The sequence below is a fragment of the Pseudogemmobacter lacusdianii genome, from assembly GCF_030848395.1.
Taxonomy (GTDB): Bacteria; Pseudomonadota; Alphaproteobacteria; order Rhodobacterales; family Rhodobacteraceae; genus Pseudogemmobacter; species Pseudogemmobacter lacusdianii.
This window is the reverse complement of sequence record NZ_JAVDBT010000002.1, coordinates 91,465-112,722: the sequence shown is the minus strand read 5'-3', so window position 1 is coordinate 112,722 and position 21,258 is coordinate 91,465. Positions and strand designations below refer to the sequence as shown.

Below are 21,258 nucleotides of genomic sequence, written 5' to 3'. Positions count from 1 at the left end.
TGTTTCACGTGAAACACTACGACGTAATCGTTGTTGGCGGAGGCCATGCAGGCGCTGAAGCAGCGGCTGCAGCTGCGCGCGCGGGGGCGACGACAGCGCTTGTGACGATGAGTGCGGCAAAAATCGGCGTTATGTCGTGCAATCCGGCCATTGGTGGGCTTGGTAAGGGCCATCTGGTCCGCGAAATCGACGCGATGGACGGCATTATGGGCCGTGCGGGTGATGCGGGCGGGATTCAGTTTCGTCTGTTGAACCGCCGGAAAGGCCCCGCAGTGCAGGGGCCGCGCACGCAAGCGGACCGCAAACTCTATCGTTTGGCTGTGCAAGAGCTGCTTGTGCAGGAAGAACGGCTCACCATTGTCGAAGGTGAAGTGGCTGAACTGATCATTGGTGACGCGAAAGCGCAGGGCGTTACGCTGGGCGATGGGTCCGAGCTGAAATCACATGCGGTGATTTTGACCACCGGCACTTTCCTGAACGGGGTTTTGCACATTGGCGATCAGCGCAGCTCGGGTGGGCGCGTTGGGGACAATGCTTCAGTGAAATTGGCCGAACAAATCAAGGCTTTGGGGCTGCGCACGGGGCGGCTGAAGACAGGCACGCCGCCTCGGCTGGACGGCCGGACGATTGATTGGGCGCGGCTTGAAATGCAGCAAGCTGATGAAAATCCTGTGCTTTTGTCTTTTATGAACAAAGCCCCGATTGCCCAGCAGATCGCCTGTGGGATCACGCATACCAGCGAAGCAACCCATCAGGTTATTCGCGACAACTTGTCGAAATCCGCGATGTATGGCGGGTTCATTGACGGGGTCGGTCCGCGCTATTGCCCTTCGATCGAAGATAAAGTGGTGCGATTTGCCGATAAATCGAGCCACCAGGTCTTTCTTGAGCCTGAGGGCCTGGATGATCACACGGTCTATCCGAATGGCATTTCAACCTCGTTGCCTGCAGATGTGCAGGAAACTTACGTCCGCACGATGGTCGGGCTTGAGAATGCTGTGATCACCCAGCCGGGTTATGCCATCGAATATGATTATCTAGACCCGCGCGATTTGCGGATCACTTTGGAATCTAAGGCCATGCCCGGCCTATATCTTGCGGGTCAGATCAACGGAACCACAGGATATGAGGAGGCTGCAGCTCAAGGCCTGGTCGCTGGGTTGAACGCAGCAGCGCAGGCGCAGGGCTGTGAGGAACTGCGGTTGTCGCGGGCAAACAGCTATATTGGCGTGATGATCGACGATTTGACCCGCCGTGGGGTGACTGAGCCTTATCGGATGTTCACCTCGCGCGCGGAATTCCGGCTTTCTTTGCGCGCGGATAACGCCGATCAGCGTCTGACGCCGCTTGGCGTTGAGTTTGGCTGTGTGCGTGAACCGCGGCGGCGGGCGTTTGAGGCTAAGGCCGAGGCGCTGCACACGGCAATCGAATCGCTAAAATCCTTCCGATATTCGCCGAAAGATCTGCGGGATTCTGGGTTCATGGTCAGCCAGGATGGTGGGCGTCGATCGGCTTTTGAGCTGATGGCCATGCCAGAATATGAGCCGGAATTTCTCGATTCCGTGCTCGATCCCAGCTTCACGGTCGCGCCTGAGATCCGCCGTCAGGCCGAAATTGAATCGCTTTACGCGCAATATGCCAGCCGGCAGAGCGCAGATGCCGATGATATTCGCCGCTCAGAGGCGATGGTGATCCCGGAAAGCTTTGATTATGCCGCACTTTCGGGGCTTTCCAGTGAGCTGAAGGGGAAATTGCAGCGCTTTAAGCCTGAAAATATCCATCAAGCGATGCAAATTGAAGGGATGACGCCTGCAGCGATCACCTTGCTTTTGGCCAATTTGCGCAAGGATCGCGGGCGGAAGGCGGGTTGATGTCAGTTCTGGATCGGCTTGAGCTAAGCCCGGCTGCGCTGGAGAAGCTCCGGCTCTTTCAATCCCTAGTGGAAAAATGGAATCCGCGCATAAATCTGGTAGCGAAATCGACGTTGCCGGAACTTTGGACGCGGCATATCGAAGATTCTGCCTTTCTTTGCTTGCATGCCAAGCCAGGCAAAGTTTGGGCTGATTTTGGCTCGGGCGGTGGGTTTCCGGGGTTGGTGGTCGCGGTTTGGCTGCAGGATCGCGGCGCCGAAACGCAGGTGGTCTTGGTCGAATCGGACCTGCGGAAGGCCACTTTCTTGCGCGAGGCGGCCCGGCAGATGGGGCTTTCTTTGCAGGTGCACAGCGAACGGATCGAAACGCTGCAAGCCCTTGGTGCTGATACGATTTCTGCAAGGGCTTTAGCGTCTTTGGACGCGCTTTGCGGCCTTGCGGCGCCACATCTTGCGCCTGAGGGCCAGTGCCTTTTCCCAAAAGGCGAAAGATTCTCGGAGGAAATCGACGCGGCCCGCTTAGGCTGGCAGTTCGATCTGGAGGCACCGGAAAATCCGGGTCATAAGGGCTCAGCCCTGCTTGTTCTAAGGAATTTGCGCCGTGTCTGACAAAGCGCCGAAGCCGCCTGGCCATGTGATCGCCATCGCCAACCAAAAGGGCGGAGTGGGCAAGACCACGACGGCCATTAACCTTGCTGCGGCGTTGGTTGAGCAGGGCTATCGCGTGCTGCTGGTCGATCTTGATCCGCAGGGAAATGCCTCAACCGGCCTTGGCATTGGGCCAAAAGATCGCGCAACGACGAGCTACGATCTTTTGCTGTCAGATGCGCGTATCAGTGATGTGATCCGTCCGACACCGATTGCTAACTTGTGGATTTCTCCAGCAAATTCCGATCTTGCTTCGGCCGATATTGACCTTGTCGCCAATGAAAAGCGCAGCTTTTTGCTGCATGATGCGCTGCGCCAGCCTGAAATCGACGGCTATGCCTTTGATGTCGTGTTGATTGACTGCCCGCCGTCGCTGAGTCTGCTGACGGTGAATGCTTTGGTCGCTTCGCATTCGGTTTTGGTGCCGCTGCAGAGCGAATTTTTTGCGCTGGAAGGGCTGAGCCAGCTGCTTTTGACGATCCGCGACGTGCGCAGATCGGCCAATCCGGATCTCCGGATCGAAGGTGTTGTGCTGACCATGTATGACGGCCGCAACAACCTGGCCCAGCAGGTTGAGTATGATGCGCGCGAGAATCTTGGGGATTTGGTCTTCAAAACCGTGATTCCGCGCAATGTTCGGGTCAGTGAAGCGCCGTCGCATGCGCTTCCGGTGCTGGCTTACGACAGCGCATCCAAGGGCGCCGAGGCCTATCGGAACCTTGCGGCAGAGATTTCGGCGCGATTCAAAGGGTAGGGCGATGGAAAAGAAGCCTGAAAGAAAAGGTCTGGGGCGCGGTCTGTCGGCGCTGATGTCAGATGTTAACCTTGGCCCTGCTACCGAAGCTGCGCCGCGCCGTCCGGATACGCGGCTGGCGGTGGAGAAGCTGCGCGCTAACCCGTTGCAGCCGCGTAAGGATTTTGAGCCCGAAGCCTTGAAGGCTTTGGCTGATTCGATTCGGCAAAAGGGCGTTATTCAGCCGCTGATCGTCCGGCCGGTGGGCGATTATTACGAAATCGTCGCGGGTGAGCGGCGCTGGCGCGCGGCGCAGATGGCGCAAGCACATGACGTGCCGGTTGTCATCCGTGAGCTGGATGACACCGAAGTCCTTGAAATCGCTATCATTGAGAACATTCAGCGCGAAGATCTGAATGCGATCGAAGAGGCGCTTGGCCTGCGCCAGTTGATGGACCGTTTTGGCCATACTCAGGAAAAAATTGCCGAGGCTTTGTCTAAAAGTCGCAGCCATATCGCCAATTTGCTGCGTCTTTTGACGCTTCCGACGGAAGTTCAGAGCTTTGTGCGCGAGGGGAATATCTCGGCGGGCCATGCGCGGGCGTTGATTGGCACCCCTGATCCCGAGGCCATGGCGCGGAAAATCGTCGCTCAGGGGCTTTCGGTGCGCGAAACCGAGCGTTTGGTGCGTGAATCTGGTGGTGGGAAGCCCGGAAAGGCCAGCTCAGGCCGCGGTGCGGCGAAGGATTCTGACACGCGGGCGCTTGAGGCGGACCTTTCGGCGCATCTGGGTATGGAAGTGCAGATCGATATTGCCGGTGGGCAGGCGGGTGCGTTGATGGTCCGGTTCAAATCATTGGATGATTTGGACCGGCTTTGCCAAGCTTTGTCGACGGTTCCGGCAGAGATGGGCTAGGCGCAAAGCTCGAGCAACAAGCGGTTTAGAACCAAACGACCGGCAGGGGTGGCGATCAATTGATCGCCACTTTTTGTTAGAAAACCATCGTTTATCAATGCGTTAACGCGGGTCTCGGGCAGAGGCATGCCACGCAAAGCGGCAAAACGGGTCATGTCGCTGCCTTCCGAGAGGCGCATCGACATCATTAGATATTCGACCGCGCGGTCTTCGTCGGTGAGAACTTCACGCTCAAGCTCTCCATTGCCATTTTGGGCGGCGCCGAGCCAAGCCTCGGGCGCGCGGAGGGTTGAGGTGCCGAAGCGGCCATTGGGCAAAGTTAGGCGGCCATGGGCGCCCGGACCGATGCCAGCATAGTCGCCCATGCGCCAATAGATCAGGTTATGGCGCGATTCTGAGCCCGGTTTGGCGTAATTTGAGACTTCATAGGCCAAAAGACCGGCCTCGCGGCAGAGATCTTCGGTGACCTCATACATCTCAGCCGCAAGGTCTTCGTCGGGAAGGCCGCGGAGTTTGCCTTCATCGAAGAGGCGCTTGAAGGCGGTGCCGTCTTCGATTGTTAGCTGATAGAGCGACATATGATCGGGGCCAAGGGCCAGAAGCTGGCGAAGCTCGGCTTTCCAGCCGTCTAGGGTTTGATCTTGGCGGGCGTAAATCAGGTCGCAAGAGACGCGGGCGAAGGTTTCGCGGGCCAGGGAAAGCGCCGCCAAAGCCTCGGTTGAGGAATGTTGGCGACCCAAACGGCGCAGATCTTCGTCGTTAAGTGCTTGGATTCCAAGCGAAAGTCGGTTCACGCCTGCATCGCGGTAGCCCAAGAACCGCTCAGCCTCGACGGAGGTGGGGTTGGCTTCGAGCGTGATCTCAGCATCGTTGGCCATTGACCAGCGGCTGGCGATGCGGTCGAGGATCGCGCCGACAAGAGCGGGGTCCATCAAAGATGGCGTTCCACCACCGAAAAACACCGATTGGACAGCGCGGGGGCCTGTCTCAGCGGCAGTTCGGTCGATTTCACTGAGGAAAGCCTCCGCCCAAGCCGATTGGTCGACGGATTGGCGCACATGGCTGTTGAAGTCGCAATAGGGGCATTTGGCTTTGCAAAAGGGCCAATGCACATAGACGCCGAAGCCGCCTTGCTGCCAATCCTGTAGTTTCACGTGAAACATGCCTTCAGCATCGCGTCCACAGCTTTGCCGCGGTGGCTGATCGCGTTCTTTTCATCATGGGAAAGCTCGGCAAAGGTTTGCGAGAGGCCTTCGGGCTGGAACATTGGGTCATAGCCATGGCCCTCAGCGCCGCGGCGGGGCCAAATCAACTCGCCCGGTGCGACGCCTTCGAAGATTTCTTCATGTCCATCAGGCCAGTAGAGCAACAAGGTGCAGCGGAACTGGGCAAGGCGGGGCAGAGGCGCGTTGGCCTCTTCAAGCTTGGCCCAAGTGTTTTCCATTGCCATGCCGAAGTCACGACCGTTCGGCGTATAGGCCCAATCGGCGGTGTAAACGCCCGGAGCGCCGTCCAAAGCGTCAATCGTCAGACCGGAATCGTCGGCCAAAGCGGGCAGGCCCGAGGCCAGAGCGGCGGCTTTGGCTTTGATCCGCGCATTGCCGATGAAGCTATCTTCGGTTTCCTCGGGCTCAGGGAGCCCGAGGTCTGCTGCGGAGACACAGGTGACGTTCAGCGGGGCCAGAAGAGCGGAGAACTCTTCCAGCTTGCCGCGGTTGTGGCTGGCGATGACCAGTTTGTCGCCTGTGAAGCGCCGGCTCATTTCTCGACAGCCGCTTTTTGCGCTGCAACAAGCTCGGCCGTGCCTTTGGCGGCCAAGGCGAGCAGGGCAGAGAGGTCGTCAAAGGCGAAAGGCGCGCCTTCGGCGGAAGCTTGGACTTCCACCAGCTTGCCGCGACCCGTGATCACGAAATTGCCATCGGTGCCGGCGGCGGAATCTTCGTCATAATCGAGGTCGAGCACGTTTTGCCCGGCGTAGATGCCGCAAGAAATGGCTGCAACGTGGTCCATCATCGGGTCCGAGGTGACGATGCCCTTGGCCATCAGATGGTTCATCGCCAGCCGCAAAGCCACCCAACCGCCGGTGATCGCGGCGCAGCGGGTGCCGCCGTCGGCTTGGATCACGTCACAATCGACGGTGATCTGACGCTCACCCAAAGCTTGGCGGTCGACAACTGCCCGCAGCGAGCGGCCAATAAGACGTTGAATTTCCTGCGTTCTTCCCGACTGCTTGCCGGAAGCTGCTTCGCGGCGGCCACGGGTATGGGTGGCGCGGGGCAGCATGCCATATTCGGCCGTAACCCAGCCTTGGCCGGAGTTGCGCAGGAACGGTGGCGGCTTATCTTCAACGCTGGCGGTGCAAAGCACGTGGGTGTTGCCGACGCGGATCAGGCAAGAGCCCTCCGCATAGCGCGTCACGCCGGTTTCGATGGAAATGCTGCGCATTTGGTCAAGAGACCGGCCCGAGGGTCGCATGTTTTGTCCTTTCGGTTGTCTGGGTCAGATAGGCCCTTGGCCGCCCGTCCTGCAACCCCGATTGACGATTGCCGCTGCGCAGCTTTTATAAATGATATGGACAAAGCGAACAGCCTTATGAGTGAGATGACCGACCGCTCGCGCGAAGTGTTTCGGCGGGTGGTTGAGAGTTATCTGGAGACGGGTGAGCCGGTGGGCTCGCGCACGCTGACGCGCGCGATGCAAGAACAGGTCTCGGCGGCGACGATCCGCAATGTGATGCAGGATCTGGAGTATCTGGGGCTGTTGGGCTCTCCGCATGTTTCGGCGGGCAGGGTGCCGACGCAGGCGGGGTTGCGGCTGTTCGTGGATGGGTTCGTTGAGATGGCAAGCCCGGCAGCCACGGACCGCGAGCGGATTGATGCGACCATGGGCCAGAACGAGGGCGATGTTGCCTCGCTTCTGGATCACATTGGCACGGCTTTGTCGGGGATCACCCGTGGCGCCAGCATTGTAATGGCACCCAAGGCAGAAGCGGCAATCCGGCATATCGAATTTGTCAGCCTTGCGCCGGATCGGGCGCTGGTGGTGCTGGTCTTTGCCGATGGGCAGGTGGAAAACCGGCTTTTCCGCCCGCCACCGGGGCAAACCCCATCCTCGATGCGCGAAGCGGCGAATTTCCTGAATGCTCTGGCCGAGGGTCGCAGCATGAGTGAGCTGCGCGCCGTCATGGGGGCGGAAATCCTAAGCCGCCGCCAAGAGATTGACTCATTGGCACGGGAGTTGGTGGAAAGCGGTCTCGCGGTTTGGGAGAACGCCGGGCAAAGCCAAGAGCGGCTGATTGTGCGCGGACGGTCGAACCTTCTCGATCAGCCTGACACCGATGTGGACCGCATCCGCAGCCTCTTTGACGACCTAGAACGCAAGCGCGACATCGCCGAATTCCTGAACTTGGCGGAAGAGGGCGACGGGGTGCGCATTTTCATTGGGTCAGAAAACAAACTCTTTTCACTTTCGGGTTCCTCTCTGGTGGTTTCTCCCTATATGAACGCTGACCGCAAGATCATCGGTGCGGTCGGCGTGATTGGGCCGACGCGGTTGAATTATGGCCGGGTCGTTCCCATCGTCGACTACACCGCTCAGCTTGTCGGGCGGCTGGTCGCCGACCGCGGCCGGGTGTGAGACGAAAGAGGTGGAAGCATGACGAAGGACCAGGCGGCGGCAGAGAATGCCGATCTCCCCGATCTGGAGAACGAAATGGCGGATGCTCAGCTGGATGGCGAAATCGCCGCGCTGACCGCTGAACGGGATGAGTTCCGCGACCGCTTTATGCGGGCGCTGGCAGATGCCGAGAATTCGCGCAAACGCTCTGAGCGTGATCGGCGCGAGGCAGAGCAATATGGTGGCAGCAAGCTGGCACGCGATCTCTTGCCGGTTTACGACAACCTGAACCGCGCTTTGCAGGCGATCCCCGAGGAAAGCCGTGCCGCTTCGGCCGCTTTGATCGAAGGGGTGGAGCTGACGCTGCGCGAGCTGACCAATGTGATGGATAAGCACGGCGTGAAGACGGTTTCGCCCGCGATTGGCGATGTCTTCGATCCGCAGTTGCATGAGGCGATGTTTGAGGCCCCGGTGCCTGGCACCAAAGCTGGTCAGATCATCCAAGTGATGAACGAAGGCTTCATGTTGCACGAGCGCCTGTTGCGCCCGGCGCAAGTCGGCGTCTCGTCCAATCCGGGCTGAGACTGCACGCGAGATTAAAAAAGGGCGGCTTCGGCCGCCCTTTTTCATTGGCTCAATTGAGCAGGGTTTTCAGATCGTAGACCAGCCGCAAGGCCTCCATCGGGGACATCTCGTCTGGATTGGCGCCGCGAAGGCGGTCTTCCAGATCCGAGGTCTTTTGGGGCTTTGGCGCGGGCGGCGGCGGGGCGGCGCGGAAAAGCGGCAGGTCGTCGATCAGGGTCGAGGGCTTGCGGCCATCGCGGTCGCCTTGCTCCAAAGCCTCAAGCACGACTTTGGCGCGTTCGACCACCGAAGCGGGCAGGCCCGCGAGCCGCGCCACTTGCACCCCATAGCTGCGATCAGCGGCGCCTTGCTTCACCTCATGCAGGAAGATGACCTCACCTTCCCATTCCTTGACGCTGACGGTGGCATTCTCCACGCCTTGTAGCTTGCCGGAAAGCGCTGTCATCTCGTGGTAATGCGTGGCGAAAAGCGCGCGGCAGCGGTTAACGCCGTGCAGATGTTCCAGCGTGGCCCAAGCGATGGAAAGCCCGTCATAAGTCGCGGTGCCACGGCCGATTTCGTCCAAGATCACCAAAGCGCGGTCATCGGCTTGGTTGAGGATGGCGGCGGTTTCCACCATCTCAACCATGAAGGTCGACCGACCCCGCGCCAGATCATCCGAGGCGCCAACGCGGCTGAAGATCTGGCTGACAAGGCCGATATGGGCCTTGCGGGCGGGGACATAGCTGCCCGCTTGCGCCAAGAGCGCGATCAGAGCGTTTTGGCGCAGGAAGGTCGATTTACCAGCCATATTGGGCCCGGTCAGCAGCCAAATCGCCGGAGTTGAAGCCTTGGTCAGTTGGCAATCATTGGCAATGAAGGGCTCACCCAGTCGGCGCAGGGCGCGTTCGACCACGGGGTGGCGGCCCCCTTCCAGAAGGAAGGCGCGGCTGTCGTCGATCTGTGGCTCGGACCAATCCTCGGCGCTGGCCAGATCGGCGAAGGCGGTCGCCAGATCCACCTCGGCCAAGGCACGGGCAGCGGCACCGATGGGGCCGCTTTGGTCCAGAATGGCGCCTTTTAGGCTATCATAGTGACGTTTTTCGATCTCAAGCGCGTGGTTTCCAGCGTTGAGGATCTTGGTCTCCAGCGCGTTCAACTCGACCGTCGTGAAGCGCACTTGGCCGGCGGTGGTTTGGCGGTGGATGAACAGTTCGGGCAGGGCGCGCAGGCGCTCTTCATGGGTGGGGGTGACCTCGATGAAGTAACCGAGCACGTTGTTGTGCTTGATCTTCAAGGTCGGAACGCCCGCCGTTTCGGCATAGTCGGCCTGCATGCGGCCGATCACGCCACGGCCTTCGTCCCGCAAGGCGCGGGTCTCATCCAGCTCGGCATCATAGCCGGTGGCGATAAAGCCACCATCACGCGCCATCAGCGGCGGTTCGGCGACCAAAGCGCGGTCGAGGAGGTCCACGAGACCCTCATGGCCCAACAGGGCGGCGCTGGCTTGGCTGAGAAGCTCGGGCGTGCCGGTGAGGAGCTTTGAGACCGTCTCGGCCTGTGCGAGCCCCGAGCGGATCGCGGCCAAATCGCGCGGCCCGGCGCGGTCAAGCGCGATGCGCGATAGGGCGCGGTCCATGTCCGGCACACGGCGCAAAGCCTCACGCAGTTCGTGGCGCAGCGGGCTTTGCACGACCATATGGCGCACGGCATCCAGCCTTGCGTGGATGGTGGCCAGATCGCGCGAAGGGGCCGAGAGGCGGCGCTCCAAAAGCCGCGCACCCGGCGCGGTGACGGTGCGATCCACCGCCCAGAGAAGCGAGTTTTCGCGCCCGCCTTGCAAGGATGCGGTGATCTCAAGGTTGCGCCTTGTGGCGGCATCGATCTGCACCGTGCCACCGGGGGCCTCTTTCACCGGGGGCCGCAGGAGCGGCAGTTTGCCCCTTTGGGTGAGGTCGAGATAATCGACCAAAGCGCCCATGGCCGAAAGCTCGGCCCGGTCGAAACTGCCAAAAGCCTCAAGCGAGCCGACTTTGAAAAGCTCACACAGCCGCTTTTCGGCCCCGGCGGAATCGAAGGAGGACTTGGCGAGCGGCGTCATCGCCGCACCAGATTCAGTCACTAATCCCGCCAAATCGCGGTCCCGCGTCTCGCTGACCAGCACTTCACGCGGGGCAAGACGCGCCAGTTCCGGCGCAAGGCGGGGCAGTGTGCAGGCCATGACCCGAAACTCACCCGTCGAGATATCGGCCCAAGCGATCGCCGCCTCATCCCGCACCTCGGCAAAGGCGCACAGGAAGTTGTGGCGGCGCGCTTCCAGCAAGGAATCCTCGGTCAGCGTGCCGGGGGTGACGAGCCGCACCACGTCGCGCTTCACCACCGATTTGGCGCCGCGTTTCTTGGCCTCGGCGGGGTCTTCCAACTGCTCGGCAATGGCCACGCGGAACCCTTTGCGGATCAGCGTCAGCAAATAGCCCTCGGCGGCATGGACCGGCACGCCGCACATCGGGATCGGCTCGCCCTTGTGAAAGCCGCGCTTGGTGAGCGCGATGTCCAAAGCCTCGGCCGCGGCCAAAGCGTCTTCGAAGAACATCTCGTAAAAATCGCCCATGCGATAGAACAGCAGCGAACCCGGGTTTTGGGCCCGAATTTGCAGGAACTGCGCCATCATCGGCGTAACCACGTCGTCAGTCATAGATCCCCCGGGGTACTGCAGCGACCCTACAAAAGCGTGTTGTCCGCCGCAAACAGGCTTTTCACGATGGTTTGCCGGGTCTATCACCCAACGGCTTGATTACAGGATGGTCCGCCCATGAGCCGCACGAAAATCACCCCGGAAGAAGCGCTTGCCTATCATCTTGAGCCTAGGCCCGGCAAATATGAGATTGTCGCGACCACCCCAATGGTGACGCAGCGCGATTTGTCATTGGCCTATAGCCCGGGCGTGGCCGTGCCGGTGCAGGCGATCGCCGACAATCCCTCGACCGTTTATGATTATACGGTGAAGGGCAATATGGTCGCGGTGATCTCGAACGGGACCGCGATCTTGGGCATGGGCAATCTTGGTGCCATGGCCTCGAAGCCGGTGATGGAGGGCAAGGCTGTGCTCTTCAAGCGCTTTGCCGATGTGAATGCCATCGATATCGAGTTGGATACCGAGGATGCGGATGAAATCATCCAAGCGGTGAAGCTGATGGCGCCGACCTTTGGCGGCATCAATCTGGAAGATATCAAGGCGCCGGAATGCTTTATCATCGAGCAGCGGCTGAAAGAGCTGTGCGATATTCCGGTGTTCCACGACGATCAGCATGGCACGGCGGTGATCTGTGCGGCGGGTCTGATCAACGCGCTCGAGATCTCGGGCAAGAAGATCGAAGACTGCCGGATCGTGCTGAACGGCGCGGGCGCTGCGGGGATCGCTTGTCTTGAGCTGATCAAGGCAATGGGCGCGCGGCATGAAAACTGCATCATGTGCGACACCAAGGGCGTGATCTATCAAGGTCGCACCGAGGGCATGAACCAGTGGAAATCGGCCCATGCCGTGAACACCGACCTGCGGACCTTGGAAGAGGCGATGAAGGGGGCTGATGTCTTCCTTGGCGTCTCGGCCAAGGGGGCGGTGACGCCTGAAATGGTCTCGAACATGGCGGAAAACCCGGTGATCTTCGCTATGGCGAACCCGGACCCCGAGATCACTCCGGAAGAGGCGCATGCAGTGCGGCCCGATGCGATCGTGGCCACGGGGCGCAGCGATTACCCCAACCAAGTGAACAACGTTCTGGGCTTCCCCTATCTCTTCCGGGGCGCTTTGGACATTCATGCTCGCGCCATCAATGACGAGATGAAACTGGCCTGCGCACAGGCCTTGGCGGCCTTGGCGCGTGAGGATGTGCCGGATGAGGTGGCGATGGCCTATGGCCGCAAGCTGAGCTTTGGCCGCGATTACATCATCCCGACGCCGTTTGATCCGCGTTTGATCTATGTGGTGCCGCCGGCGGTGGCCAAGGCGGGCATGGATACCGGCGTCGCCCGCCGTCCGATCATTGATATGAAGGCCTATGAGGCCGGCTTGAAGGCCCGGATGGATCCGACCGCCAGCATCCTTGAAGGGCTGCATGCGCGCGCGCGCCAAGCGCAGGCGCGGATGATCTTTGCCGAAGGCGATGACCCGCGGGTGTTGCGGGCGGCGGTGGCCTACCAACGTTCGGGTCTTGGGAAGGCCCTGGTTGTGGGCCGTGAGGCGGATGTCAAAGAAAAGCTCGAGGCCGCCGGTCTGGGCGATGCTTTGCGTGAGTTGGAGGTGGTGAACGCCGCCAATTCGCGCCATCTCGATACCTATAAAGATTTCCTTTACCGCCGCTTGCAGCGTGCAGGCCAAGATCCGCAGGACATTCACCGGCTGGCGGCCCGCGACCGCCATGTCTTTGCCGCGCTGATGCTGGCGCATGGGCACGGCGATGGTTTGGTGACCGGGGCCACCCGGAAATCGGCGCATGTGATGAGCCTGATCAACCATGTCTTCGATGCCAAGGCGACGGATGGCGCGGTCGGGGTGACAGCTTTGCTGCACAAAGGCCGCATCGTGCTGATTGCCGATACTTTGGTGCATGAATGGCCCGATGAGAAGGATCTGGCCACGATTGCCACCCGTGCGGCGGGCGTGGCACGCAATCTGGGGCTGGAGCCTCGGGTCGCTTTCGTCAGCTTCTCGACCTTTGGCTATCCGGTCAGCGAGCGCGCGACGAAGATGCAGCACGCCTCGAATGTGTTGGATGGGATGAATGTCGACTTCGAATATGAAGGCGAGATGACCGTTGACGTCGCGCTGAACCCCGAAGCGATGAAACACTACCCCTTCAGCCGCCTGACCGGACCGGCGAATATTCTGGTGGTGCCAGCGCGGCATTCGGCCTCGATCTCGGTCAAGCTGATGCAAGAGATGGCGGGGGCGACGGTGATTGGCCCGATCCTGACCGGCGTGAAGAAGCCGATCCAGATCTGCTCGACCAATGCCACGGTCAGCGACATCGTGAATATGGCGGTGATGGCCGCCAGCCGCGTGGGGGGATGATGAGCGCGACTTTGCAAGAGATTGCGATGAACCAGCCACCTTTTGCGCAGCATCTGGGGCTGAAAATCGTCTCTGCGACTGCGGAAAAGGTGGTGGCAGAGCTTTTGGCCTCGCCCCAGTTGATCAACCGCAACGGCGTGCTGCACGGCGGGGCGGTGATCGGTTTGGCTGATAATATCGGCGGCACCTTGGCGATGGTGAATATGGTCGAGGGCGAGATCACCACCACGATGGAGAGCAAGACAAACTTCTTCCGCTCGGTCCCAGAGGGGGATCTGGTGCGGGCTGAGGCGGTGTTTTTGCACAAAGGCCGGCGCACGATGGTGGTGCAGACCACCATCACCCGATCCGATGGAAAGGTGGCGGCCCTGGTGACCCAAACTCAGTTCACCGTGCCAAAAGCGGGCTAATCTGCCAGATTAGAGACGAAAAAAGCCCGGATGCCAGTCAAGGCATCCGGGCTTTTCTCTGCGCTGTCGAGGCGCTTACTTCTTGGCCACGCGGGCGTTGCGGGCCGAGATCAGCCGCAGGCGCAGAGCGTTGAGGCGGATGAAGCCTGCCGCGTCTTTTTGGTCGTAAGCGCCAGCGTCATCTTCAAAAGTGACGTGCTTTTCGCTGTAAAGCGTGTGCTCGGACCAACGCGCCACGGTGCGGGCGACGCCTTTGTAAAGTTTCAGCTTCACGGTGCCGCTGACATGCTCTTGGGTCTTGTCGATCAGCGCTTGCAGCGCCTCACGCTCGGGCGAGAACCAGAAGCCGTTGTAGATCAGCTCGGCATAGCGCGGCATGATCGAGTCTTTCAGGTGGCCAGCGCCGGAATCGAGGGTGATCTGCTCGATGCCGCGGTGAGCTTCCAGAAGGATGGTGCCGCCGGGGGTCTCATAGACGCCGCGCGATTTCATGCCGACGAAGCGGTTTTCCACGAAGTCGAGAAGGCCGATGCCATGCTTGCCGCCCAGCTCATTGAGCTTGGTCAGGATCGCAGCCGGCGACAGAGCCTCGCCATTGATCGCGATCGGATCGCCTTTCTCGAAGGTGACTTCGATGAATTCCGGCGTGTTCGGCGCGTCTTCCACAGCGACGATGCGCTGGGCGACGTAATCGGGGGCTTCCTGAGCCGGATCTTCCAGCACGGTGCCCTCGGACGAGGTGTGCAGAAGGTTCGCGTCGACCGAGAAGGGCGCTTCGCCGCGCTTGTTCTTGGCAACCGGGATTTGGTTTTGCTCGGCGAATTCCAAAAGCTTGGTGCGCGAGGACAGATCCCATTCACGCCAAGGCGCGATCACCCGCAGGTTCGGCTCAAGACCAGCAACGCCCAGTTCGAAGCGCACTTGGTCATTGCCCTTGCCGGTCGCACCATGCGCGACGGCATCGGCGCCGCTCTCGACGGCGATCTCGGCCAGATATTTGGCGATCAGCGGGCGCGCGATCGAGGTGCCGAGCAGATACTGGCCCTCGTAAAGCGCATTGGCGCGGAACATCGGGAAAACGAAGTCGCGCACGAATTCTTCGCGCAGATCCAGAATGTGGATATTCTCGGGCTTGATGCCGAGCAGGATGGCCTTTTCACGGGCCGGCTCCAGCTCTTCACCTTGGCCGAGGTCGGCGGTGAAGGTCACCACCTCGCAGCCGTATTCGGTCTGCAACCATTTCAGGATGATCGAGGTGTCGAGGCCGCCTGAATAGGCAAGGACGACTTTTTTGGGGTGCTGCATGTTCGGGGCCTCCGCAGGGCGAAACTGACGCCGGGGTCTATTGGGTTTTGGCTTGGCAAACAAGACCGATTGGCCTTGCCGTTGCGGCGCTGTAGGGTCGCGGCCATGAATGATTTCGTCCAAGATGCCCGCAGTGCGACCAAGGCTATCCGAGGTCTCTTCCCCGCAACACCGTTGCAGCGCAACGATCATTTGTCGGCGCGTTATGGTGCCGAGATTTGGCTGAAGCGTGAAGATCTAACGCCTGTGCGCAGTTACAAGCTGCGCGGCGCGTTCAATGCGATGCGCAAAATGCGCGAGAAGACCCCCGATCAGCGGCATTTTGTTTGCGCCAGTGCGGGCAATCATGCCCAAGGCGTGGCCTTTGCTTGCCGGCATTTCGGCGTGGCCGGGACGATTTTTATGCCGGTGACCACGCCACAGCAAAAGATCGACAAAACGCGGATGTTTGGCGGCGATGCGGTTAAGATCCAGCTGACCGGGGATTATTTCGACCAGACTTTGGCGGCGGCGCAAGAGTTTTGCCGGGCCGAGGGCGCGCATTTCTTGGCGCCTTTCGATGACTCGGATGTGATCGAAGGTCAGGCCAGCGTGGCGGTTGAGATGCTCGACCAATTGGGCCGCGCGCCGGATATGGTGGTTTTGCCTGTGGGCGGTGGCGGTCTTGCGGCGGGCGTCACCAGCCTTTTGCGCGAAGCCGCGCCCGAGGTGGAGTTCCGCTTTGTCGAACCTTTGGGCGGGGCGTCTTTGCATGCGGCGCTTTTGGCCGGTGAGACGGTTAAACTGCCGAAAGTGAACAGCTTTGTGGACGGTGCCGCCGTGGGCCGCTTGGGGGAGTTGACCTTTGAACGGCTGCGCTGGGCCTCGGCCGATCTGGTGCATCTGGCACCCGAGGACCGGGTTTGCATCACGATGCTTGAGATGCTGAACGTTGAAGGCATCGTGCTGGAACCAGCGGGCGCGCTTTCGGTCGATGTGCTGCCGGAACTGGCCGAGGAGATCCGCGGCAAGACGGTGATCTGCGTCACCTCGGGCGGGAATTTCGACTTTGAGCGGTTGCCCGAGGTGAAGGAGCGGGCGCAACGCTTTGCCGGGCTGAAGAAATATTTCATCCTGCGCATGCCGCAGCGCCCCGGCGCGTTGAAAGAGTTCCTCTCGATGCTGGGCAGCGAAGACGACATCAGCCGCTTTGAATATCTGAAGAAGTCGGCGCGCAACTTCGGCTCGGTCCTGATTGGGATTGAGACCAAGCGGGCGGAAAACTTCAGCATATTCACTGGGCGGATGGAGGCGGCGGGCTTCACCTATCGCGACATCACGAATGATGACGCTTTGTCCGAGTTCCTGATCTAAAGCGCCTTAGGCGGGCTCGGTCCAGACCTTGAAATGGGTCAGGACATGCGGGCCGAAGCTGTGCAAAAGCGGGATATCGGTGGCATCGCGCCCGCGCGCGATGACCACGCGGCCAATGCGCGGCGTGTTGTGGCGGGCGTCAAAGGTGACCCATTGGTCGCCCAGCCAGACCTCGGCCCAAGCGTTGAAATCCATCGGCGCGGGGTCGGCGGGCACGCCGATATCGCCCAGATAACCATTGGCGTAGCGGGCCGGAATGTTCATGCAGCGGCAGAAGGTGATTGCGAGATGCGCAAAGTCGCGGCAAACGCCTTTGCCTTCGGCCCAAGCCTCAGACGCGGTGCGGGTGGCGCGGGCGTGCGGGTATCCAAAGGTTAAGTGACTGTTCACATAGTCAAAAATCGCCCGGACGCGCGGCCAGCCCGGAGGTGTTTGGCCGAAAAGCTCCCAAGCTTTGGCCATCATAAGGTCGGTCTCGCAATAGCGGCTGGCCAGGAGGTAGCTGATCACCTCATCTGGCAGATCGCTCAGCGCGGATTGGGTGAGGCTTTCGTCCCAAACCTCAGGTGAATCATTGATTTTTAGGTGATTATCGCAGGTGAGCCGGGTCTTTCCGGCAGGCGCAGTGAAGCGCAGGCATTTGTTGCCGTAGCGGTCGATGTAGCTGCGATGCGAGACATCGGGCGTGATCTGCAACCCCGAACTTTGCACGATCTGCCCTGCAAGGTCGGGATGCGGATCCATCAAAGCGATGACTTCGGTCGGCTGGTCGCAAGCAATCTCGATGTCATAGCCCAATTTGATCTGCACATCCGCCCCCAGCGTATTTGGACAGGAACGTCTGGTGAGAGCTGTTGGTTCCGCCGACGGCATTGGGGGGCGGGTTTCGACGCGGTGACAGAGCGGATCTGAGGCGCCTTAGGCGGCCTTCAACTTCGCCAAAGCGCTGGTGAAGGCAATGCGAGAGGCGTGGTAGGTTGAGATCACCCGGTCCACCTCAATCCGATGCGCTTCGCCGTTTCCAGCCAGCCTTTCGCCCTCTTGGCACAAGGCAGCCAAATCGCTGAGGCCTAGATTCAGGGCTGCACCCTTTAGAAAATGCATCTCTGGTCCAAGCTTTTCTGGCGCGATTCCATCGGTAAGCCGGTAAATCAGCTCGTCTGCCTCCTCCAAGAACAAAGCCACCACATCACCCAGATCATCATCCCCAATCTCAGCCCGAAGCTCATCAAGCCGCGCGTGATCGATCATCACATCCCTCTTTCGCATCGCCCATGCGATGAAAGGTGGCCGCTATCTCTTAACAAACCCTAGCGCCGATGGCCCCGAATGCGGGCAATTTGACGGTTCATCTGCCCTTAACTTTGTCATGGCTAGCCTTTCGCAGCGGCTTTGCGTGGGTGGGAAAGGGTGAAAGGGGCAGGGACGGTCCGTTTTGGGGCGCTGGCGGCGGGCGATGCCGGTCAGCGCGTGCTGGTCGTCGATGACAGCCGCGCCCAAAGACATGTTTTGGCAATGCTTCTGCGCCGCTGGGGCTATCAGGTGATGGAAGCTTCGACCGGTGAAGAAGCTTTGGCGCTTTGTGAGGAAATGCCCGTGGGTTTCGTGATCTGCGGTTGGATCTTGGCGGGCATGTCTGGCGTGGAATTTTGCGCAAAGTTCAAATCGCTGCCGCATGAGGGCTACAGCTATTTCATGCTTCTGACGTCCAAGTCCGAGAAGTCCGAGATTGCGGATGGGCTTTTGGCGGGGGCGGATGATTTTGTGCCGAAACCGGTTGGCGGCGATGAACTGCGCGCGCGGCTGCGGGCGGGGCAGCGCATTCTGTCGATGCAGGCCGAGCTGGTGGAAAAGAACCGTCTGATCGCCGCCAATATGCAGGAGTTACAGAAGCTTTACGACGCGCTCGACCGCGATTTGATCGAGGCGCGTAAGCTGCAGCAGACCTTGGTCAGCGAGAGGTTTCGTGACTTTGGCCGTGCCTCGGTCAGCTTGATGATTCGCAGCTCGGGCCATGTTGGCGGCGATCTGGTGGGTTCTTTTGCGATCGATGACACGAAGCTCGCGGTGTATTCGGTGGATGTCTCAGGGCACGGCGTTGCCTCGGCGATGATGACGGCGCGGTTGGCGGGCTATCTTTCCGGCTCTGCGCCCGAGCAGAATTTGGCGCTGGTGCAAGGGGCGGATGGTCGCCGCCAAGCCCGCCGCCCGGCCGAGGTTGCGCAGGCCTTCAACCGGTTGATGATCCGTGACCTGCAGGTCGAACAGTATTTCACAATGGCCTATGCCGAGCTGGATTTGACCTCGGGGCGGGTGGTTTTGGTGCAGGCGGGGCACCCGCATCCGATGGTGCTGCGGGCCAGTGGCAAGGTTGAGCTGATCGGCGCGCCGGGCCTGCCGATTGGGCTGATTGAGGGGGCGACCTATCACGATAGCGCGGTCACTTTGGCACCTGGAGACCGTTTGTTCCTGATGTCTGACGGGCTGACCGAATGTGCCAGAGCGACGGGGGAAGACCTTGGCGAGGCAGGGGTGGTGCAGCTTTTGCAGCGCCTGTCTGATCTGCCAAGCCAAGCTTTGCTTGACGCATTGTTGTGGGATTTGGGGGAGTTCGCCGGAACCGACAGCTTTGCCGATGATGTCTCGGGCCTGCTTCTCGATTATCGCGGATAGCCAGTGGCCCGCGCCAGCATCGCCCGGTCGCCCTCATTGCCCAGGCTGAGCATCGCTTGCTCGACCGACATCCAGACCGCGCTATGCCCAGCCTCCAGCGGGGGGCCGTGGCGGCGGACGGGGCGCGCCAAATAGACGGTGCAAAGCTTCTCGGCCCATTTGTCGTATTCCGGCATATAGGTGAAACGGCGAAACGCCCCGATGCGGCGCTGAATGGCGATGCGCCAGCCGGTCTCTTCAAAGACCTCACGGTGAAGCGCGGCAATCGGATGCTCGCCCTTGTCGATGCCGCCGCCGGGCAACTGATATTCGGGGATTGGCTGGGCTTGGTGGGTGGCAAGGATATCGCCGCCAAGTTGCAGCACCGCATAGACGCCGGGCCGCAAACGATAGCGTTGACCGGGCTTCACAGGCTCTCCAAAACGCCGGATCATGCCGCCCCCCTTGGTCATTGCCAATGTTGTCCCTATATAGCCCGGATTGCCAGAGCAGGCGCCGTAAGGAAACCCCCCAAAATGGCCAATGGTCACCACATCGCATGGGACGACACCGTCCTGCCGTTTCAACTTGATCAGTCGGGCATCCGCGGCCGCGTGGCGCGGTTGGACGGTGTGTTGGATCAAGTTCTGAACCAGCATAATTACCCGCCGGTTATCGAGGCTTTGGTGGCCGAGATGGCTTTGCTGACCGCAATGATCGGCCAGACGATCAAGCTGCGCTGGAAGCTCTCGCTGCAGGTGCGGGCCAAGGGTGCCGCGCGTCTGATCGCGACCGATTACTACGGCCCTCAGGAAGAGGGGCAGCCGGCGCGCATCCGCGCCTATGCCAGCTATGATGCCGAGCGGTTGGATCATGACGCCGATCCCTTCAGCCAAATCGGTGAGGGCTATTTTGCCGTGATGCTGGATCAGGGCGAGGGCATGCTGCCTTATCAAGGCTTCACGCCGATCGCTGGCGGATCGTTGTCGAAATGTGCCGAGGCCTATTTCGCGCAATCCGAGCAGATCCCGACGCGGTTCTCGCTGGCCTTTGGCCGCAGCACCGAGCCGGGCCGGCCCGAGCATTGGCGCGGGGGTGGCGTGATGTTGCAGCATATGCCGCAGCATGGCGGCGTTGCGACCGAAAGCATCACTGCGGATGGTGGTATGGTGACCCATGCCGATATCCTTTCGGGTGCGGCATCGGAAGATTGGAACCGGGTCAATATCTTGCTCGACACTGTCGAAGAGCTGGAGCTGATCGGGCCGACCCTGCCGCCGGCGGATCTGCTGCTGCGTCTTTTCCATGAAGAGAAGCCGCGGGTGTTCGACACGCAGCCGGTGCATTTCGGCTGCTCGTGCAGCGAAGAGAAGGTGCGCAATACGATGTCGATCTACAGTCAGAAAGACATCGCGCATATGACGACCGAAGCCGGTGTTGTGACCGCAGATTGCCAATTCTGCGGTGCGCATTACGAAATGGACCCAACCACTTTGGGGTTCGAGGCCAAGGGCTTGACGGCGGCTGAGGCGGCGAATGGCGGTTGAAGACCGTCTTTCTAAGCTTCTAAGCGCCTGCGCGCTTTCGACTTCGGATTACGATCTTAACCCTGACTTGGACGTGCCGCCGGACCGCAGTTTGCGTCCGGCGGCGGTCTTGGTTCCGGTTTGGCTGCGGGCTGACGGCCCGCAGGTCATTTTGACCAAACGCGCCTCGCATCTTCAGCATCATCCTGGTCAGGTCTCCTTTCCGGGCGGTAAGGTTGAGCCAAGCGACGCCTCGCCCGAGGCGGCCGCTCTGCGCGAGTCTCAGGAAGAAATCGGGCTTTCCGCCGAATTCGTGACGATTATTGGCCGGATGCCGCGCCATGAAACCGTCACCAGCTTTGCGATCACGCCGATCCTTGCCACCGTCGCCCCCGGCTTCTCGCCCCAGCCCGAACCGGGTGAGGTGGATGAGGTTTTCACTGTTCCTTTGGAGGTGCTTTTGGACCCCAATCGGTACCGGATTGAGCGGCGGCTCTGGCGCGGAACGTGGCGGAGCTATTATGCTGTGCCTTGGGGGCCCTATTATATCTGGGGCGCCACAGCGCGAATTTTGCGCGTATTGGCGGATGGATAG

At 60.5% G+C, this 21,258-nt stretch carries 20 protein-coding genes; 12 read left to right on the top strand and 8 right to left on the bottom strand.

Annotation, left to right across the window (positions count from 1 at the left end):
- Positions 1-8 precede the first annotated feature (8 nt).
- From mnmG to Q9295_RS02220, 4 genes are read left to right on the top strand one after another with little or no spacing between them, the layout of a single operon-like run.
- Positions 9-1,871 (top strand): tRNA uridine-5-carboxymethylaminomethyl(34) synthesis enzyme MnmG, encoded by a 1,863-nt coding sequence (mnmG, locus tag Q9295_RS02235; RefSeq protein WP_306678873.1) that lies wholly within the window; start codon positions 9-11, stop codon positions 1,869-1,871.
- Entirely contained in the window at positions 1,871-2,479 is a 609-nt protein-coding gene (rsmG, locus tag Q9295_RS02230) for a 16S rRNA (guanine(527)-N(7))-methyltransferase RsmG (protein ID WP_306678872.1), read from the top strand. The genes mnmG and rsmG overlap by 1 nt, the downstream gene beginning before the upstream one ends.
- Positions 2,472-3,272, top strand: coding sequence for a ParA family protein (locus Q9295_RS02225; RefSeq protein ID WP_306678871.1), 801 nt, complete (start codon positions 2,472-2,474; stop codon positions 3,270-3,272). The genes rsmG and Q9295_RS02225 overlap by 8 nt, the downstream gene beginning before the upstream one ends.
- A gap of 4 nt (positions 3,273-3,276) precedes the next feature.
- The gene (locus tag Q9295_RS02220; protein ID WP_306678870.1) at positions 3,277-4,167 is read left to right on the top strand and encodes a ParB/RepB/Spo0J family partition protein; all 891 of its coding nucleotides are present in this window, start codon (positions 3,277-3,279) and stop codon (positions 4,165-4,167) included.
- Here Q9295_RS02220 and hemW read toward each other — a convergent pair.
- Genes hemW through rph form a run of 3 tightly spaced genes read right to left on the bottom strand, consistent with a single transcriptional unit; the run spans position 4,164 to position 6,642 of the window.
- A complete protein-coding gene (gene hemW, locus Q9295_RS02215) occupies positions 4,164-5,321 on the bottom strand; it encodes a radical SAM family heme chaperone HemW (protein WP_306678869.1) in 1,158 nt (385 codons plus the stop codon). The two genes, Q9295_RS02220 and hemW, sit on opposite strands and share 4 nt — an antisense overlap.
- A complete protein-coding gene (rdgB, locus tag Q9295_RS02210) occupies positions 5,318-5,929 on the bottom strand; it encodes an RdgB/HAM1 family non-canonical purine NTP pyrophosphatase (RefSeq protein WP_306678868.1) in 612 nt (203 codons plus the stop codon). Before rdgB ends, hemW begins: the two co-directional genes overlap by 4 nt.
- Positions 5,926-6,642 carry a ribonuclease PH gene (rph, locus tag Q9295_RS02205; RefSeq protein ID WP_306678867.1) on the bottom strand — a complete coding sequence of 239 codons (717 nt, stop codon included), beginning with the start codon at positions 6,640-6,642 and terminating at the stop codon, positions 5,926-5,928. Before rph ends, rdgB begins: the two co-directional genes overlap by 4 nt.
- 117 nt (positions 6,643-6,759) lie before the next feature.
- Between rph and hrcA the strand changes: the two genes are divergently transcribed.
- Positions 6,760-7,803, top strand: a complete 1,044-nt coding sequence (gene hrcA, locus Q9295_RS02200) for a heat-inducible transcriptional repressor HrcA (protein ID WP_373457409.1) — start codon at positions 6,760-6,762, stop codon at positions 7,801-7,803.
- A 75-nt stretch (positions 7,804-7,878) separates the two neighbouring features.
- On the top strand, positions 7,879-8,364 hold the full coding sequence (locus Q9295_RS02195; RefSeq protein ID WP_306679060.1) for a nucleotide exchange factor GrpE: 486 nt from the start codon (positions 7,879-7,881) through the stop codon (positions 8,362-8,364).
- 52 nt (positions 8,365-8,416) lie between these two features.
- Here Q9295_RS02195 and mutS read toward each other — a convergent pair whose 3' ends face one another.
- Complete coding sequence (gene mutS, locus Q9295_RS02190; protein ID WP_306678865.1) at positions 8,417-11,041, bottom strand: DNA mismatch repair protein MutS; 2,625 nt, start codon at positions 11,039-11,041, stop codon at positions 8,417-8,419.
- Positions 11,042-11,158: 117 nt separating this feature from the next.
- On the opposite strand from mutS, the gene Q9295_RS02185 reads away from it, so the two are divergent.
- Entirely contained in the window at positions 11,159-13,417 is a 2,259-nt protein-coding gene (locus Q9295_RS02185; RefSeq protein ID WP_306678864.1) for an NADP-dependent malic enzyme, read from the top strand.
- Positions 13,417-13,827, top strand: coding sequence for a PaaI family thioesterase (locus Q9295_RS02180; RefSeq protein WP_306678863.1), 411 nt, complete (start codon positions 13,417-13,419; stop codon positions 13,825-13,827). Before Q9295_RS02185 ends, Q9295_RS02180 begins: the two co-directional genes overlap by 1 nt.
- Positions 13,828-13,902: 75 nt before the next feature.
- Here Q9295_RS02180 and Q9295_RS02175 read toward each other — a convergent pair whose 3' ends face one another.
- A complete protein-coding gene (locus Q9295_RS02175; RefSeq protein ID WP_306678862.1) occupies positions 13,903-15,132 on the bottom strand; it encodes an argininosuccinate synthase in 1,230 nt (409 codons plus the stop codon).
- A 105-nt stretch (positions 15,133-15,237) separates the two neighbouring features.
- Between Q9295_RS02175 and ilvA the strand changes: the two genes are divergently transcribed.
- Positions 15,238-16,485 (top strand): threonine ammonia-lyase IlvA, encoded by a 1,248-nt coding sequence (ilvA, locus tag Q9295_RS02170; protein ID WP_306678861.1) that lies wholly within the window; start codon positions 15,238-15,240, stop codon positions 16,483-16,485.
- A 6-nt stretch (positions 16,486-16,491) separates the two neighbouring features.
- Here ilvA and Q9295_RS02165 read toward each other — a convergent pair whose 3' ends face one another.
- Together Q9295_RS02165 and Q9295_RS02160 are read right to left on the bottom strand one after the other, a co-directional pair.
- Positions 16,492-17,295: a transglutaminase-like domain-containing protein gene (locus tag Q9295_RS02165; protein ID WP_306678860.1), complete on the bottom strand. Its 804-nt coding sequence runs from the start codon at positions 17,293-17,295 to the stop codon at positions 16,492-16,494.
- Positions 17,296-17,403: 108 nt separating this feature from the next.
- Complete coding sequence (locus Q9295_RS02160; protein ID WP_306678859.1) at positions 17,404-17,736, bottom strand: Hpt domain-containing protein; 333 nt, start codon at positions 17,734-17,736, stop codon at positions 17,404-17,406.
- Positions 17,737-17,895: 159 nt separating this feature from the next.
- On the opposite strand from Q9295_RS02160, the gene Q9295_RS02155 reads away from it, so the two are divergent.
- Positions 17,896-19,158, top strand: a complete 1,263-nt coding sequence (locus Q9295_RS02155) for a PP2C family protein-serine/threonine phosphatase (RefSeq protein WP_306678858.1) — start codon at positions 17,896-17,898, stop codon at positions 19,156-19,158.
- Here the strand turns inward: Q9295_RS02155 and Q9295_RS02150 are convergent.
- Positions 19,146-19,592 carry an NUDIX hydrolase gene (locus Q9295_RS02150; protein WP_306678857.1) on the bottom strand — a complete coding sequence of 149 codons (447 nt, stop codon included), beginning with the start codon at positions 19,590-19,592 and terminating at the stop codon, positions 19,146-19,148. The genes Q9295_RS02155 and Q9295_RS02150 overlap by 13 nt on opposite strands.
- Positions 19,593-19,673: 81 nt before the next feature.
- Here Q9295_RS02150 and hslO point away from each other — a divergent pair, with 81 nt between their 5' ends.
- Both hslO and Q9295_RS02140 read left to right on the top strand, forming a co-directional pair.
- Entirely contained in the window at positions 19,674-20,684 is a 1,011-nt protein-coding gene (gene hslO, locus Q9295_RS02145) for an Hsp33 family molecular chaperone HslO (protein ID WP_306678856.1), read from the top strand.
- Entirely contained in the window at positions 20,674-21,258 is a 585-nt protein-coding gene (locus tag Q9295_RS02140) for a CoA pyrophosphatase (protein WP_306678855.1), read from the top strand. The genes hslO and Q9295_RS02140 overlap by 11 nt, the downstream gene beginning before the upstream one ends.